Source organism: Actinoplanes auranticolor, from assembly GCF_018332655.1.
GTDB lineage: Bacteria > Actinomycetota > Actinomycetes > Mycobacteriales > Micromonosporaceae > Actinoplanes > Actinoplanes auranticolor.
Genome location: NZ_BOQL01000028.1, coordinates 51,923 through 67,000, shown reverse-complemented (window position 1 = coordinate 67,000; position 15,078 = coordinate 51,923). Strand labels below are relative to the sequence as shown.

At 71.2% G+C, this 15,078-nt stretch carries 15 protein-coding genes; 10 read left to right on the top strand and 5 right to left on the bottom strand.

Going from position 1 to position 15,078, the window contains the following annotated elements:
• The first annotated feature begins 35 nt into the window (after window positions 1-35).
• The gene (locus Aau02nite_RS18545) at window positions 36-962 is read left to right on the top strand and encodes a C40 family peptidase (protein WP_246595255.1); all 927 of its coding nucleotides are present in this window, start codon (window positions 36-38) and stop codon (window positions 960-962) included.
• 65 nt (window positions 963-1,027) lie between these two features.
• Here Aau02nite_RS18545 and Aau02nite_RS18540 read toward each other — a convergent pair whose 3' ends face one another.
• Window positions 1,028-2,029 (bottom strand): sigma-70 family RNA polymerase sigma factor, encoded by a 1,002-nt coding sequence (locus Aau02nite_RS18540; protein ID WP_041840672.1) that lies wholly within the window; start codon window positions 2,027-2,029, stop codon window positions 1,028-1,030.
• 550 nt (window positions 2,030-2,579) lie between these two features.
• Between Aau02nite_RS18540 and Aau02nite_RS18535 the strand changes: the two genes are divergently transcribed.
• Window positions 2,580-3,260: an SDR family NAD(P)-dependent oxidoreductase gene (locus Aau02nite_RS18535; protein WP_212989712.1), complete on the top strand. Its 681-nt coding sequence runs from the start codon at window positions 2,580-2,582 to the stop codon at window positions 3,258-3,260.
• Between the two features lie 7 nt (window positions 3,261-3,267).
• On the opposite strand, the gene Aau02nite_RS18530 is transcribed toward Aau02nite_RS18535, so the two are convergent.
• Window positions 3,268-4,110, bottom strand: a complete 843-nt coding sequence (locus Aau02nite_RS18530; RefSeq protein WP_212989710.1) for a nucleoside/nucleotide kinase family protein — start codon at window positions 4,108-4,110, stop codon at window positions 3,268-3,270.
• Window positions 4,111-4,238: 128 nt separating this feature from the next.
• Between Aau02nite_RS18530 and Aau02nite_RS18525 the strand changes: the two genes are divergently transcribed.
• From Aau02nite_RS18525 to Aau02nite_RS18495, 7 genes are all read left to right on the top strand, one after another.
• On the top strand, window positions 4,239-4,823 hold the full coding sequence (locus Aau02nite_RS18525; protein ID WP_212989708.1) for a nucleotidyltransferase: 585 nt from the start codon (window positions 4,239-4,241) through the stop codon (window positions 4,821-4,823).
• A gap of 1 nt (window position 4,824) precedes the next feature.
• The gene (locus Aau02nite_RS18520; RefSeq protein WP_212989706.1) at window positions 4,825-5,079 is read left to right on the top strand and encodes a hypothetical protein; all 255 of its coding nucleotides are present in this window, start codon (window positions 4,825-4,827) and stop codon (window positions 5,077-5,079) included.
• Window positions 5,076-5,819: a metallophosphoesterase family protein gene (locus tag Aau02nite_RS18515; RefSeq protein ID WP_212989704.1), complete on the top strand. Its 744-nt coding sequence runs from the start codon at window positions 5,076-5,078 to the stop codon at window positions 5,817-5,819. The genes Aau02nite_RS18520 and Aau02nite_RS18515 overlap by 4 nt, the downstream gene beginning before the upstream one ends.
• Before the next feature lie 112 nt (window positions 5,820-5,931).
• Window positions 5,932-6,075 (top strand): GPGG-motif small membrane protein, encoded by a 144-nt coding sequence (locus Aau02nite_RS18510; protein WP_212989702.1) that lies wholly within the window; start codon window positions 5,932-5,934, stop codon window positions 6,073-6,075.
• 204 nt (window positions 6,076-6,279) lie between these two features.
• Entirely contained in the window at window positions 6,280-7,206 is a 927-nt protein-coding gene (locus tag Aau02nite_RS18505; RefSeq protein WP_212989701.1) for an MHYT domain-containing protein, read from the top strand.
• 43 nt (window positions 7,207-7,249) lie between these two features.
• Window positions 7,250-7,969: an HD domain-containing protein gene (locus Aau02nite_RS18500; RefSeq protein ID WP_212989700.1), complete on the top strand. Its 720-nt coding sequence runs from the start codon at window positions 7,250-7,252 to the stop codon at window positions 7,967-7,969.
• A gap of 37 nt (window positions 7,970-8,006) precedes the next feature.
• Complete coding sequence (locus tag Aau02nite_RS18495; RefSeq protein WP_212989699.1) at window positions 8,007-9,638, top strand: glycoside hydrolase family 13 protein; 1,632 nt, start codon at window positions 8,007-8,009, stop codon at window positions 9,636-9,638.
• Here Aau02nite_RS18495 and Aau02nite_RS18490 read toward each other — a convergent pair.
• Genes Aau02nite_RS18490 through xylA form a run of 3 tightly spaced genes read right to left on the bottom strand, consistent with a single transcriptional unit; the run spans window position 9,616 to window position 13,657 of the window.
• Window positions 9,616-11,022 carry an MFS transporter gene (locus Aau02nite_RS18490; RefSeq protein WP_212989698.1) on the bottom strand — a complete coding sequence of 469 codons (1,407 nt, stop codon included), beginning with the start codon at window positions 11,020-11,022 and terminating at the stop codon, window positions 9,616-9,618. The genes Aau02nite_RS18495 and Aau02nite_RS18490 overlap by 23 nt on opposite strands.
• Window positions 11,023-11,031: 9 nt before the next feature.
• Window positions 11,032-12,447 carry a xylulokinase gene (xylB, locus tag Aau02nite_RS18485; protein ID WP_212989697.1) on the bottom strand — a complete coding sequence of 472 codons (1,416 nt, stop codon included), beginning with the start codon at window positions 12,445-12,447 and terminating at the stop codon, window positions 11,032-11,034.
• Window positions 12,448-12,469: 22 nt separating this feature from the next.
• On the bottom strand, window positions 12,470-13,657 hold the full coding sequence (xylA, locus tag Aau02nite_RS18480) for a xylose isomerase (RefSeq protein ID WP_212989696.1): 1,188 nt from the start codon (window positions 13,655-13,657) through the stop codon (window positions 12,470-12,472).
• Between the two features lie 197 nt (window positions 13,658-13,854).
• Between xylA and Aau02nite_RS18475 the strand changes: the two genes are divergently transcribed.
• Window positions 13,855-14,916: an ROK family protein gene (locus tag Aau02nite_RS18475; protein WP_438841147.1), complete on the top strand. Its 1,062-nt coding sequence runs from the start codon at window positions 13,855-13,857 to the stop codon at window positions 14,914-14,916.
• The last annotated feature ends 162 nt before the right edge of the window (window positions 14,917-15,078 follow it).

Sequence of the window (15,078 nt, the reverse complement as noted above, 5' to 3'; positions counted from 1 at the left end):
CGTTGCCACACGCCCGCACGAGGCTCCGTGCGCTGGTGGTTGCCGCCCTGGCGATCGCGATCACCGGCACCACCGCGACCGCCGCACACGCGGAACCGTCGACGAGTGAGCTGACGAAGAAGATCGACAAGGCGTCCGACCAGCTCGAGGACGTCGTCGAGTCGTACAACAAGATGAACATCAGCCTGAAGCAGACCAAGGCCGAGGAGAAGAAGCTCGCCGCGTCGCTGGGCCCGGCCAAGGCCGCCCTGGAGGCCGCCGGCACGCAGATGGACGCGATCGCGGCGTCGGCGTACAAGACCGGCAACATCGGCACCATGAACGTCGTGCTCGAGGGCGCGGACAACCTCATGGACCGGATGAGCATCCTCGAGCAGATCTCCCGCAGCCGCGGCCGCGACATCGCGGAGTACCGCGCGACCACGGAGAACTTCGCCGAGCGCCAGGCCGCACTGAAGGCGACCCAGAAGAAGCAAGAAGCCGAGGCCAAGGCGCTCAACGCGCGCAAGAAGAAGATCGAGGGCGACCTCAAGAAGCTGTACGCGATGCGCACCGCCGCCTTCGGCTCGCCCACCGAGAAGGCCAGCAAGTACACCGGCAACATCCCGTCCATCGCGGGCTCCGCCGGTAAGGCCGTCACCTTCGCCTACAACGCGATCGGCGTCATGTACGACTACGGCGCCGACGGGCCGAACGGTTACGACTGCTCGGGTCTGACCTCCGCCGCCTGGCGTACCGCCGGCAAGTCGCTGCCACACAATGCCGCGGCGCAGTACAACGCGACGGCCCGGATCTCCCGCTCCGAGCTCAAGCCCGGCGATCTGGTCTTCTATCGCGCCAACAAGCACGTCGGCATCTACGTGGGCGGCGGTCAGATCATCGACGCCTCCCGCGCGGGCCAGCCCGTCAAGAAGCGCACGATCGACATCATGACTCCGAACGGCTACGGCCGGGTCACCTGAGTCGTCAGGCACGAGAAAAGGCCGGTGTCCCCGTCAAGGGGCACCGGCCTTTCGCCGTTGCGGCCTTACGCGGCCTGCAGGCCCTCGGCCCGGGCCAGCTCACGCAGCCGGCCGAGCGCCTGGATCTCGAGCTGGCGGATGCGCTCCCGGGAGAGCGAGAAGCGCGACGCCACCTCGGTCAGCGAGTGCTCGCGACCGTCCTCGAGGCCGTACCGGGCGCGCATGATGCCCGCCGACCGGTCGTCGAGGTGGTTCAGCAGTCCCTCGATGCGCTGACGCTCCAGCGCGGTCAGGACGATCTCCTCGGGCGACGGCGCGTCGCTGTCGGCGACCAGGTCGCCGAGGTTGGTGTCGCCGTCGTCGCCTACCGGGGTGTCCAGGGAGACGGTGTCCTGGGCCCAGCGGGTCAGCTCGGTGACGCGCTCCACCGTCACGCCCAGGGCCGCGGCGACCTGCGCGGGCTCCGGGTCGGCGCCGAGCTCGCGGACGAGCTGGCGGGTGACGTTGCGCATCCGGTTGACGTCCTCGACCAGGTGCACGGGCAGGCGCACGGTGCGCTCCTGCTGGGCGATCGCCCGGCTGATGGCCTGGCGGACCCACCACGTCGCGTAGGTCGAGAACTTGTAGCCACGCTCGTAGTCGAACTTCTCCACGGCGCGCACCAGGCCGGTGTTGCCCTCCTGGATGAGGTCGAGCATCGGCATGCCCGAGCGCACGTAACGGCGGGCGATCGACACGACCAGTCGCAGGTTGGCGCGAATGAAGAGATCCTTCGCCCGCTTGCCCTCGGTGACCAGCCGCTCCAGTTCCTCCCGGCTCACGCCGCGACGGACCTCGCCGGTGTCGAGCAGGTGCTCGGCGTAGAGGCCGGCCTCGATTGCCTTGGAGAGGTCGACCTCCCTGGCAGCATCCAGCAGCGGCGTCCGGGAGATTTCGTGCAGGTAGACTCCGACGAGGTCGCGCTCCTCGGCGACCTGGTCGGTCCTCATCACGGTGTTCTTCTCCACGTTGCCCACGGTCCCCTCATTGCCTTCACTAACCCTGTTACGGGCAATACCTGCGTCCATCAGCCCTCCCCGTAACGTCCGCAGTTCGTGCATTGCGGTGCTGACACATACCTGAACAGTTGGCGCCCTGCGCTGATTCCGGCTGGTGAGTCGAAAGTGTCACGAGTGTCTGAGCATCAGCTGAGAGCCGCGTGCATACTTACTGAAGAGGGCTCTCACAGAGGTATTCGGCGCAGCACCCGCCGGTGGATGCGTGATGAGACGCATACCCTGTGCCCGCTTCATGACACCATCGGCCCCTCATTCGTCACAGCGACGGGCATCACGGATTCCGCTGCGATGCTCATCACTACCCAGTACGGCCTGGTAGCCGATTGGGTTCACGTCCAGCATCGACAGGTTGCCGTCCGGCTTGACCCAAACGCCGAGGCGAAGCTCCGGCCGCTGGCCGGGAACGGGACCACCTGCCACGATGCGGCACGACAAGCCGCAGTTCACTCGCCCGTACGGGTGACCCTCCTGGGGGATGACGGCCGTTCGGCGACCGCCTCGCGCCGTTCCACCGAGTCCCGTCGGTAGTGACAGAAAACACACCGTTACGGTTCACGGTATGGAGCGCAGCGTGCTGGTGACGGGCGGGGCGGGCGGGCTCGGCGGAGCCGTCCTCGAGGTACTGCGCGATCAGGGCTGGCGTGTGGTCGCCCCGATCCGCGGGAGCGCCGACCGGCTGCCGAAGAATGTGGTTTCCGTCACGGCGGAGCTGACCGAACCCGCAGACGTGGCCGCAGCGATGGCCGTCGCGGCTGCCGAGCCGGCCGCGCCACTGCGCGCGGTGGTCAATCTGGCCGGTGGATACGCCGGCGGCGGACCGGTGCACGAGACGCCGATCGACGACTTCGAGGCGATCCTGCGGTCCAACCTGCGCCCCACCTACCTCGTGACCGCGGCTGCGCTGCCACACCTGGTGGCGGCCGGCGGCGGCTCGGTGGTGTGCGTCTCGTCCCGCGCGGCGGTCGCCCCGTTCGCCGGCGCGGCCGGTTACGCGACGGCCAAGGCCGCGGTGCTCGCCTTCGCGAACGCCGTCGCCGTCGAGTACAGGAAGAGCGGGGTGCGCTGCAACACCGTGCTGCCCAGCGTCATCGACACCCCGGGCAACCGGGCCGCCCAACCGGACGCCGACTTCTCGCGCTGGGTCACCCCGGCCGAGATCGCCCAGGTGATCGGCTTCCTGGCCGGGGACGGCTCGGCGCCGACCAGCGGCGCCGCCATCCCCGTCTACGGCCGGGCCTGACGCGGTCCTAGAAGCCCTCCGCCAGCTGGTACGTGACGACGGAGGCGACCGCGGCCAGGGTGGCCACGGTCACCAGCACCGCCCGGGCGTGGGCCACCAGCATCGCTCCCGGCCGCCGGGAACCGGCCGGCACCCGCGGCGCCGGGACGGCCACCGGCACCGCCACAGGGATCCACTCCCGCAGGTGGGCCAGTAGCGCCTGCTGCACCTGCTCCGGAGTGCCGTTGGCGTCGATGACCACGAAGCGGGGGTGCTCCGGCAGGGCCTCGTAGGCGGCCGTGGCGGCGCGCAGGTAGTCCATCTCCTCGTGGTCGTATCCCCGCCGCTCGATGCGGTCGTAGGCGACGGCGGGATCCACGGCCAGCAGGAACGTCACGTCCGGCTCGGGGAAGACCCGGTAGGCCAGGCGGGCGCGGCGCTCGGCCCGGTTCAGCCGTTCCGGGCGCGGGGTCTTGGCGTGCGCGCGGATGCTCGCGTACTGGCAGACGGCGTACCTGTCCATGATCGCGATTTCCCGGGTGACCGTGCGACGCAGCAACGTGCGCAGGATGGCGAGCCAGCGCAGTACGGACTCGACCAGGAGCATCGTCTTGCGGCCGAGGAGGTGCTCGCCGTCACGGCGGCCCAGTGCCGTGGCGAGGCGGCCGAACCAGCGGCGGCCTCCGGCGTTGCGCCGGTAGGTCGCGGGCAGGCCCTGGGCGGCCAGTGCGGCCGCCAGCTGGTGCGCCTGGGTGGTCTTTCCGGAGCCGTCGATGCCGACCAGCGCCACCGTGCGCAGGGGGCGGACGGCGGTGACCGGAGACGACACATCACGGAAAGCGGGGCGGGCGGAACCGAGGTCAGGGACCATACCCACCAACGGTACCCGGGCCAGTCACGCTCGGTTCCGGCCCGAGCCGCGCTCCGGGTGTGAAGGCGCACCGCCGGGGGTAGACCCGGAGGTGCCAAACGCACACCAACCGACGCAGGGAGACCGCCATGCCGCACCGGGTGGACGAGGGCCTGGTCAACACGCTCAAACGGGTCGCCTCCGTGCTCAAACAGGCGGAAGTCCCGTTCGCGCTCGGCGGCAGCTTCGCGGTGTACGCCCACGGCGGGCACTCCAGCGATCACGACGTCGACTTCCTGATCCGCGAACAGGACAAGGCCCGGGCGCTCGAGGAGCTGTCCGCGGTCGGCTTCGAGGTGGAGCAGCCGCCCGAGGACTGGCTGGTCAAGGTGTTCGACGAGGGCAGGATGGTGGACCTCATCTACCGCCCGGTCGAATCGCCGGTGACCGACGCCACGCTGCGTGACACCGTCATGCGCCCGGTCGAGGCGATCAACATGCCCGTGCTGTCGGCGACCCAGCTGATGGTGCACAAGCTGCTGAGCTACACCCAGCATTACTGCGACTTCGCCACCGGCCTGCCGGTCGCCCGGTCCCTGCGGGAGCAGATCGACTGGGACCGGGTGCGCGAGGAGACCACGAAGTCGCCGTACGCGGAGGCCTTCCTGGTCCTGCTCGACCGCCTGGACGTGGTCTCGCAGCCGGGGGAAGCCCGTCTGACAGTGGGGGGTTGAGATGACACCACAGCTCGACGAATACGTGGAGGCGGAGATCCAGCGCCTGCTCACCGAGACCGGCGCGGTCGCCGAACAGGGCATCACCCTGCAGCGTCGCGAGCACCTGCTGGTGCTGGGTGGGGAGGTGGAGAGTGCGCAGCGCCGCGACGAGATCTGCCGGCAGATCACGGCGAAGTTCCCGGACGTGGAGATCGCCTGTGACATTGGCATCGTGCGCGCCGCGGCGCCCAGCGAGGTGGAGGAGATCTCATGATCCGGATCGCCGCCGTGGGTGACGTCCACGTCGACAAGGACGTCCTGGGCCGGTACCGGCCCGCCCTGGAGCAGCTGCCCGGGGTCGCCGACGCGTTGCTGATCGCCGGGGACCTGACCCGGCACGGCACCGTCGAGGAGGCCAAGTGCATGGCGACCGAGTTCGGCGACGTGGGCGTACCGGTCGTCGTCGTGCTCGGCAACCACGACCATCAGAGTGACCAGCAGGACGCGCTCAGCGAGGTGCTGCGCGACGCCGGGATGACCGTGCTGGAGGGTGACGCCACCGTCCTGGAGATCAACGGCCACCGGCTCGGGATCGCCGGGGCCAAGGGCTTCGGCGGCGGGTTCGCCGGGGCGTGCGCCAGCTCGTTCGGTGAGCGCGAGATGAAGAACTTCGTGGGTACGACCGAGGCCATCGCCGAGCGTCTCGGTGCGGCGCTGAGAGGGCTCGACTGCGACGCCCTGGTGGCGCTCACCCACTACGCCCCGGTGCCCGAGACGCTGGTCGGGGAGCCGTTGGAGATCTATCCGTTCCTGGGGTCGTACCTGCTGGGGCAGGCGATCGACTCGGCCCCGACGGCGCTGGCCCTGCACGGGCACGCGCACCACGGCAGCGAGCGGGGGCGTACGCCCGGTGGCGTGCCGGTCCGCAACGTCGCGCACCCGGTGATCAAGCAGGCGTACAACGTCTATCAGCTGCTGTCGGAGGACGTCGACGCCAATCTCGCGACCGTCTGACAGCGCGGTGGCCGACCGGCCCCGTTCCCGCCCCGCCGAGGGCAGGAACGGGGCCGATGTGGTTGCCGGGGCCCGTGGTTTCGGATTTTCGGCGCTCGGGTACCAGATCGACATGTCACTTCTGCTCTGGATCCTCGCAGTCATCCTCGTGGTCGCCGGCATCCTCGCGCTGTTCCGGCGGCAGATCCTCTGGGGCGCCGTCCTCATCATCGTGGGCCTTCTCGTGGGCCCGTTCGGCGTCAGCATCTTCGGTTAACCCCGGCCCCTCCCCCGGCAACTTCCTGACCGGTCACGACGACCGCACCGGGGCTGCCGTACGGCTACCTCTCGCAGGCAGCCCTACGGTGGTCCCGGTTCTCTTTGGGTAGCGGGACGCACACGACGTGCGATGAACCACATCGGACGTATGGCTCAATCCTCAGCGAACTGTTCCCGATGTTCGTGAGGGCGTGACGACAAAGTGGCCGAGGTCCATCACTTCACCTACGGAGCCTTCAATCCGGTCGCGGCGTACCTGGTCGCGGTTCTCGGTTCCTTCCTCGGCCTGCTCGCCACCGGCCGGGCACGCAGCGCCCGCTCCCGCGGCCGCCGCAACCGGTGGCTGGTCATCGCCGCCTTCTCGATCGGCGGCGCCGGCATCTGGCTCATGCACTTCACCGCGATGCTCGGCTTCGACGTGCCGCAGAGCCCGGTGCGCTACAACCCCTGGACGACGATGGCGAGCCTGGGCCTGGCGGTGGTCACGGTCGGTATCGGGCTGATGGTGGTCGGCCACGGCCGGCGCAGCCTGCCGAAGATCGCGGTGGCGGGCTTCTTCACCGGTATCGGCGTGCTGGCCATGCACTACACCGGGATGACCGGGCTGCACGTCTCCGGCCGGATCCACTTCGACCCGGCCCTGGTCGCCGCCTCCGCGATCATCGCGGTCGTCGCCTGCGCCGCCGCGCTCTGGTTCGCCGTCTCGGTCAAGGGCATGGGCGCGATGACCGGCGCCGCCGCTCTGATGGGCATGGCCGTCTTCGGCATGCACTACACCGGGATGGCGAGCATGTCCGTCGAGCTCAGCCCGACCGTCCCCACCAACGTCAGCGGCATCAAGCCGCTGCTGATGATCGTGCCGATCACCCTGGTCAGTGCCGCCCTGATCCTCGGTGTCGCGCTCAGCGCCCTGCAGGCGATGACCGACGAGGAGTTCACCTTCGGCGACGGTGTGCCGCGCCGCGGGATGCACGCCGAGAACCCCTGGTCGCTCAAGCAGGCGTCGGTGTCGGCGATGCGGCGCGCCCCCGGCAGCCGCCCGTCACCCGGGACCCGGCCCTCGCCGCGCCCGGTCCCGCCCCGGGCCAAGCCGCTGATCGACGAGCCGCTGATCGACGTCGCTTCCTGATCGCGGACCCACGCGAGGGCCGCTTCCGGTATACCTGATCGGCATGGCGCCAAGGATGCTGCTGTCGATGCCGTTGCACGCGATCACCGAGGTGTACGGCGAGGCGGGCCTGCGCGAGCGGTTCTCCCTCGAACTGCTCGAGTTCCCCGCCGACGACCGGCGGCAGCTCGAGGAGGCGCTGGAACTGGCGGCCCGGCTGCACGCCGACGACCGGCGGGTCCGGGAGCCGTACCTCAACCACCTGTTGCGGGTCGCGATCCGGATCATCCGCTACTACGGCATCCGGGACGTGGACGTGCTCACGGCGGCCCTGCTGCACGACGCCGTCGAGGACCATCCGGCGGAGCTGGCCGGTCTGGACGCCGGGCTCGGCCACCAGGCGCTGGCCGACGCCGCGGTGGCCGAGCTGGCCCGGCGGTTCAACCCGCGGATGGCCGAGCTGGTCCGGTCGGTGACCAACCCGGAGTACGACCCGGAACGGGACAAGCACGAGCAGTACCGGGCGCACGTGGCGGACAATCTCGAGCGCGATCCGTGGGCCCGGGTCATCAAGATCTCGGACTTCACCGACAACGGCGTCGGCGTCATCCACACCACATATGACAAGGCTCGCAGCTCGGCGATCAAGTACCGGCCGCTGGTGCCGAAGCTGCGCGAGCTGGTCGGGCGCCCGGACACCCCGCTGTCGGTCGCCGCGAAGGACCACATCCTGGACCAACTCGATTTAGCGGAGGAGCGGTTCGCCGCGATTCTGGACGGCTGACCCCGGTTCGGCGCCCCGCCGCCGTTAGCCTGGAGACATGCCATCCCCCCAGACCGATTGGTGGCGCAGCGCCGTCATCTACCAGATCTATCCGCGTTCCTTCGCCGACAACAACGGCGACGGCATGGGTGACCTGCCCGGCATCACCGCCCACCTGAGCGACCTGCGCGACCTGGGCGTGGACGCGGTGTGGCTGTCGCCGTTCTACCCGTCGCCGCAGCACGACGCCGGCTACGACGTGGCCGACTACCGCGCGGTCGACCCGCGCTTCGGCGATCTGGGTGACGCCGACAAGATGATCAGCGAGGCGCGGGCCCTGGGGCTCAAGGTCATCGTCGACCTGGTGCCGAACCACACCTCCAGCGAGCACGCCTGGTTCCAGGCCGCGCTCGCCGCCGCGCCCGGCAGCCCGGAACGCGAGCGCTACATCTTCCGCGACGGCAGCGGCCCGGACGGTAGCGAGCCACCGAACGGCTGGAAGAGCGTCTTCGGCGGGCCGGCCTGGGAACGCGTCAGCGACGGCCAGTGGTACCTGCACCTGTTCGACGTCTCGCAGCCGGACCTCAACTGGGGTAACCCGGACGTACGGGCGGAGTTCGTCTCCGTGCTGCGGTTCTGGCTGGACCGCGGCGTCGACGGCTTCCGGGTCGACGTGGCGCACGGCCTGATCAAGGACGCGGAGCTCGCCGACTGGCACTACGCCGGTGAGATCCTCGGTGGTCTCGCACCCGAGGGCGCCCCGCCGCCGCCGATGTGGGACCAGGACGGCGTGCACGAGATCTACCAGCAGTGGCGCTCGGTCCTCGACGAGTACGAGGGCGGCCGCATCCTGGTCGCCGAGGCGTGGGTGCAGCCCGCCGACCGGCTGGCCCGCTACGTACGCCCGGACGAGATGCACCAGGCGTTCAACTTCGAGTATCTCGACACCCCGTGGTCGGCCGACCCGCTGCGCAAGGTCATCGACAGCACCACGGCCGCCAACGCCGCGGTCGGCGCCCCGACCACCTGGGTGCTCTCCAACCACGACGTGGTGCGGCACGCGACCCGGCTGGGCTACCCGGTCGGCGAGCCCCGCAAGCACGGCATCGGCCTCGGCGACCCGCAGCCGGACGTCGCCCTGGGCCTGCGCCGGGCCCGCGCGGCGACCCTGCAGATGCTGGCGCTGCCCGGCTCGGCGTACCTCTACCAGGGTGAGGAGCTGGGGCTGCCGGAGGCCACGGAGATCCCGGACGAGTACCGGCAGGATCCGGCCTGGGAGCGGTCCGGGCACGCCGAACGGGGTCGCGACGGCTGCCGGGTGCCGATCCCGTGGGAGGCCGACGCGCCGTCGTACGGCTTCGGGCCGGCCGACGCGAGCTGGCTGCCCCAGCCGAGCGTGTGGGCCGAGTACGCCCTGGACCGCCAGCGTGGTGTGGCCGGGTCGACGTACGAGCTCTACCGGACGGCGTTGCGCCTGCGCGCCGCGCACGAGCTGGGCACCGGCACGCTGCGCTGGGTCGACACCCCGGCGGACGTGCTGGCGTTCCGCAACGGTGACCTGCTGGTGCTGACCAACTTCGGGGACGCGCCGGCCGAGCTGCCGCTCAACGCCCGGGTGCGGCTGGCCAGCGGCCCGCTCACCGAGGACGGCCGGGTGCCGCAGGACGTCACTGTGTGGGCGCGGGTCTGACCTCTTCCCGCTTGCCGTAGGTGGCCAGGGCCGCATGGGTGTCCGCCATGTCCCTGGCCACCGTCCGGCTGGCCAGCCAGTACATGATGCCGGTCGGGATGAAGAAGAACTGGAACGCGGCCAGGCCGACCGCGTAGTTCAGCGGAGGCGGGAACGCCCCGGCGAGCTGCCGGAAGGCCAGCGCGACCAGGGCGTTGCCGCCGGCCCGGCCGACGCCGTTGACCAGGTTGCCCAGGCTGTAGACAGTGCCGCGGTGCTCCGGCGGGTTGACGTCGGCGATCAGCGCGAACCAGTTCGGCGAGTTGGCCGAGGTCAGCGCCAGCGCGAAGATGGCGGTGGCGAGGCTCAGCCCGACCGTGGGTTCGGTGAAGACCTGACCCAGGATGGCCAGCACGACCTGGCCGGCGCTGCCGCCGTCCGGCACGTCGATGCGGAACGGCACGAAGAACAGCACCACGTAGAAGGGCACGGCGGCGACGACGCCCACGGCCGCGACCAGGGCCCGGCCCCGCGGGGTACGGCGTTGCAGCCGGTCGCCGATCAGCCCGCCCAGGATCGACAGCGCCCCGCCGAGCTGGAACAGCGTGGCGAAGACACTGCCCACGATCACCGCGGTGGCCGTCGAGTAGCCCTGGTCCTCGGCGCGGGAACGGAACAGCACCGGCAGCCACACCAGCGACCCGAAAGCGATCTGCGCGGTGAAGCCCTGCAGGATCAGCCAGATGTTGGTCCGCCGGCGCAGGATCCGGGGCAGATGGTCGTGGTGGATCCGCTCGTCGTACGCCACCCCGGCCAGTTCCGGCTGGCTGTCCCCGCGCGGCACGTCGAAGGTGAGGACGTACGCCGCCGTGGCGACCACCCCGGCCATGGCCACCACCAGGAACGGCCGCCGCCAGTCGGCCGACCCGAGCACCCCGGCCAGCAGCGTGCCGACCAGGGTGCCGACGCCCTGCGACAGGCCCCAGAAGCTCATCACCAGGCCCCGGCGCCGCGGCGAGATCAGGTCGCTGACCACCGCGAAGCTGACGCTGGCGACCCCGCCCAGGCCGATCGCGGCCAGCACCTGGGACAGCAGGAACGACGGATAGCTGCCGGCCAGGCCGGACCAGGCGGTGCCGGCCACCCAGATCAGGGTGCCGGCGATGAGCACCGGCTTGCGGTCGAGGCGGTCGCCCGCGTACGCCCAGCCGATCGCGGCGACCGCACTGATCAGGAACATGACCGTGGTGGCGAGGGCGATGTGGCCCTCGCCCACGGCGTAGTCGTCGGCGATGCTGCCGTACAGCGGCGGGACCAGGTTGATCGCGACGTTGTCCAGCGACGCGAGGACGACGAAGACGATCACGCTGTACGCGCGATGCGCCGGCCCTCCCCGCCATCTCACGCGACGAGGTTAGCGGGACACCCTGTCGATCACGGCGTCACGGGCGGCGGCGTACTGCTCCCGGATGAGCGGGACGCTCTCGTCCTCGTACACCTCGGGGGTTTCGGCCGACCACGTCGGTGGCGCGTCGCCGCCTGCCGTGACCCACGCGGCCTGGCGGGCGGCGCCGTCGGCGACGTATTCGCCGGGCGGCGGGACCAGCACCGGCAGGCCGAAGAGCGCCGGCGCGATGCGGCGGACCGCCTCGCTGCGGGCCCCGCCGCCGACCAGCACGATGCGGTTGGCCGTCGCACCCTGGGCGACCAGGGCGTCCAGCCCGTCGGCGAGCGCGCACAGCATGCCCTCGACGGCGGCCCGGGCCAGGTGCGCCGGGTCCGACGTGCGCAGGGTCAGGCCGTGCACGGCCCCGGTGGCGTTCGGCCGGTTCGGGGTGCGCTCACCTTCCAGGTACGGGATCAGCACCAGCCCGTCCGCCCCCGCGGGCGCGGAGAGCGCGAGCCGGGACAGCTCCTCGTGGTCGACGCCGAGCAGCCGGGTCGCCGCGTCCAGGACCCGGGCGGCGTTCAGGGTGACGACGATCGGCAGGAACCGGCCGGTGGTGTCGGCGAAGCCGGCGACCGTGCCGCTCGGGTCGTCCGGGGCGACGTCGGAGGAGACGAACACCGTGCCGGACGTGCCGATGGAGATCATCACGTCACCGGGCAGCGCCCCCGCACCGAGGCCGGCCGCGGCGTTGTCGCCCGCGCCCGGGCCGAGCGGCGCGCCGTTGGGCAGGTGCCCGGCGATCCCGGTCGGGCCGAGCACCTCGGGCACCAGCAGACGCCGGCCGAAGCCCAGCTCCAGCAGGTCGTGGCGGTACTCGTTGGTCTTGGCCGACCAGTACAGCGTGCCGCTGGCGTCACTGCGGTCGGTGCGCAGCGTGTCCAGGCCCTTCGCGCCGGAGAGCTTCCAGGTCAGCCAGTCGTGCGGCAGGCAGACCGCCGCCACCCGCTCGGCCGCCGCCGGCTCGTGCCGGGCCAGCCAGCGCAGCTTGGTGAGCGTGAAGCTGGCCACCGGCACGATCCCGACGGCGTCGACCCAGGCCCGGCGGCCGGCGTCGCCGCCGCCGAGGTCCCCGATCAGGTCGGCGGCGGCGCCGGCGCTGCGGGTGTCGTTCCACAGCAGCGCCGGACGCACGACCTCGCCGTTCTCGTCCAGAACCACCATGCCGTGCTGCTGGCCGGCGACGGACGCGGCCGCCACGTCGTCCAGGCCACCGGCCTCGTCGATGGCCTGTTGCAGCGCGGACCACCAGGCGTCGGGATGCACCTCCGTCCCGTCGGGATGGGTCGCCCGTCCCTGCCGGACCAGCTTGCCGGTCTCGGCGTCACGGATGACCACCTTGCAGGACTGTGTCGAGGAATCGATCCCGGCTACCAGCGTCATGGGGCTCATTCTCCGTCGAAGATCAGCGTGCGCGCAGCAGGTGGTCGATGGCGAGCTGGTGCAGCTTCACGAAGTGGTAGCCCTGGGCACCGGCCGCGTCGACGTCGTAGTTCTCGAAGGCGCTCTTGTCGTTGAGCAGATCCTGGTAGCTCTCGCCGTCGTTCAGCGTCGGCTTCGACAGCTCCAGCACCTTGGCCTCCTCCAGTGCCGCCTGCACCTCCGGGTCGGCCCGGAAAGCCGCCGCGCGCTCCTTGAGCAGCAGGTACATGCGCATGTTGGCCTTGGCCGACTCCCACACGCCCGAGTAGTCCTCGGTGCGGGAGGGCTTGTAGTCGAAGTGCCGGGGGCCGTCGTAGCCGGGGCCGCCGCCGGGTCCGCCGTTCTCCAGCAGGTCCACCGTGGCGAACGCACTGAGCAGGTCGCCGTGACCGAAGACGAGGTCCTGGTCGAACTTCGGGCCGTGCTGGCCGTTCAGGTCGATGTGGAAGAGCTTGCCGTGCCACAGCGCCTGGGCGATGCCCTGGGTGTAGTTGAGGTTCGACATCTGCTCGTGGCCGACCTCGGGGTTGATGCCGAACAGCTCGGGGCGCTCGAGGTCGTTGATGAACGCGATGGCGTGCCCGGCCGTGGGGAGCAGGATGTCGCCGCGGGGCTCGTTGGGCTTGGGCTCGATGGCGAAGCGCAGCCCGTAGCCCTTGTCCTCGGAGTACTGGGCGAGCAGGTTGAGGCCCTCGCGGTAGCGGTCGAGCGCGGCCTGGACGTCCTTGGCCACGTCGTACTCGGCACCCTCGCGGCCGCCCCAGAACACCAGCGTCTTGGCGCCCAGTTCGGCGGCGAGGTCCATGTTGCGCAGGACCTTGCGCAGCGCGTACCGGCGGACGCTGCGGTCGTTGCTGGTGAAGCCGCCGTCCTTGAAGACGGGGTGGGTGAACAGGTTGGTCGTCACCATCGGCACGATCAGGCCGGTCTCTTCGAGGGCCTTCTTGAAGTTGGCGATGATCCCGTCGCGGGTGGGCGCGTCGGAGCCGAACGGCACCAGGTCGTCGTCGTGGAAGGTGATGCCGTACGCCCCGAGGTCGGCGAGCTTGTGCACCGCCTCGATCGGGTCGAGGTCGGCGCGGGTGGCGTCACCGAAGGGGTCACGGGCAGTCCAGCCCACGGTCCAGAGACCGAAGGAGAACTTGTCTTCGCGGGTGGGCTGGACCGACACGGTTACCTCCACGTAACAGACCTGATTTGTTTATTGGTTGAATTATTTGACCGCGGTGTGGCATTGTCAAGGGCGTGACGGGCCGGATGATGAGTGCTACAGGGTCTCCGGTCCGGCAATCGAGCGTGCGAGCTCATAATCTCGCGCTGGTGCTGCGAACCGTGGCGAACAGCCCAGATCCGATATCTCGGGCATCGGTGGCCGCCGCCACCGGGCTCACCCGGGCGACCGTCTCGGCGCTGGTCGACGACCTCGTCACCGGCGCGCTGCTGACCGAACGGGAGCCGGCACCGCGCACCGGAGCCGGTCGGCCCGCCGTGGGCCTGGTCGTCGCGCCGGACGGCCCGGCCGGGCTGGGCCTGGAGATCAACGTCGACTACCGGGGTGCCTGCGTCGTCGACCTGGCCGGCACGATCCGGCACCGCCTGGTGGAGCCGGGGGACCAGCGCCTGCAGGACCCCCAGACCGTGCTCGAAGGGCTGGGCCGGCTCGCCGCGCGGGCCCGGGCCCTCGCCGAGGCGGACGGGCTGACCGTCGCCGGCGCGGTCCTCGCCGTGCCCGGCCTGGTCGCCGCCGACGGCGTGGTCCGCATCGCCCCCAACCTCGGCTGGCAGGACGTCACCGTCGGCGACCTGCCCGACGGGCTGGCGATGACCGTCGACAACGAGGCCAACCTCGCCGCGCTCGGCGAGCGTGACCTCGGGGAGCTGCCCCACGACTTCGTCTACGTGTCCGGCGAGATCGGCATCGGCGCCGGCATCGTGCTCGGCGGCGCGCTCTACCGGGGCTCCCGCGGCTGGAGCGGCGAGATCGGGCACATCCCGATCCACTCCGACGGCCCGGCCTGCCGCTGCGGCGCCCGCGGGTGCCTGGAGCAGTACGCCGGCCAGGAGGCCGTGCTCCGCGCCGCCGGGGTCGACACGGTCGGTGCCCTGGCCCGCGCGGCCACCGCCGGGAAGCCCGACGCACTCGCCGCGCTCACGGCAGCCGGGGCCGCGCTGGGCATGGCCGTCGCCACCGTGGTCAATCTGCTCGACGTCCGGACGATCGTGCTCGGCGGCAGCTACGCCTCGCTGCTGCCCTGGCTGCGCGAGGGCATCGCCGCCGAGGCCGGCCGGCGGGTCCTCACCGCGGCCTGGTCCCCGGTGCAGCTGCGGGCCGCGACGCTGGGACCGGACGCGGCGATGCTCGGCGCGGCCGGCTCGGTGCTGCGTGGCGTCCTGGACGACCCGGCCGCCTGGCTGGCCCGCCGACCGTGAGCGCGGCGGCGCGCCCGGCCTCGACCTCCGCGGCCGGCCTGACACACCGCCGGCCACCACCGATCCGCGCGAACCGCTTCCGCGACGCCGACCGCCCGCCGGGCCGTGACGCCCAGCCTCGCGGGCGGCTTCCGCCACGGCGGCCCGGCCGGTCCGCCGGAG

Coding starts and splice junctions, on each gene's coding strand:
- Aau02nite_RS18525 (WP_212989708.1), top strand. CDS start 4,239: ATGCCGCACCGGGTGGACGAGGGCCTGGTCAACACGCTCAAACGGGTC.
- Aau02nite_RS18515 (WP_212989704.1), top strand. CDS start 5,076: ATGATCCGGATCGCCGCCGTGGGTGACGTCCACGTCGACAAGGACGTC.
- Aau02nite_RS18535 (WP_212989712.1), top strand. CDS start 2,580: ATGGAGCGCAGCGTGCTGGTGACGGGCGGGGCGGGCGGGCTCGGCGGA.
- xylB (WP_212989697.1), bottom strand. CDS start 12,447: ATGACGCTGGTAGCCGGGATCGATTCCTCGACACAGTCCTGCAAGGTG.
- Aau02nite_RS18540 (WP_041840672.1), bottom strand. CDS start 2,029: ATGGACGCAGGTATTGCCCGTAACAGGGTTAGTGAAGGCAATGAGGGG.
- Aau02nite_RS18520 (WP_212989706.1), top strand. CDS start 4,825: ATGACACCACAGCTCGACGAATACGTGGAGGCGGAGATCCAGCGCCTG.
- Aau02nite_RS18500 (WP_212989700.1), top strand. CDS start 7,250: ATGGCGCCAAGGATGCTGCTGTCGATGCCGTTGCACGCGATCACCGAG.
- Aau02nite_RS18510 (WP_212989702.1), top strand. CDS start 5,932: ATGTCACTTCTGCTCTGGATCCTCGCAGTCATCCTCGTGGTCGCCGGC.
- Aau02nite_RS18530 (WP_212989710.1), bottom strand. CDS start 4,110: ATGGTCCCTGACCTCGGTTCCGCCCGCCCCGCTTTCCGTGATGTGTCG.
- Aau02nite_RS18495 (WP_212989699.1), top strand. CDS start 8,007: ATGCCATCCCCCCAGACCGATTGGTGGCGCAGCGCCGTCATCTACCAG.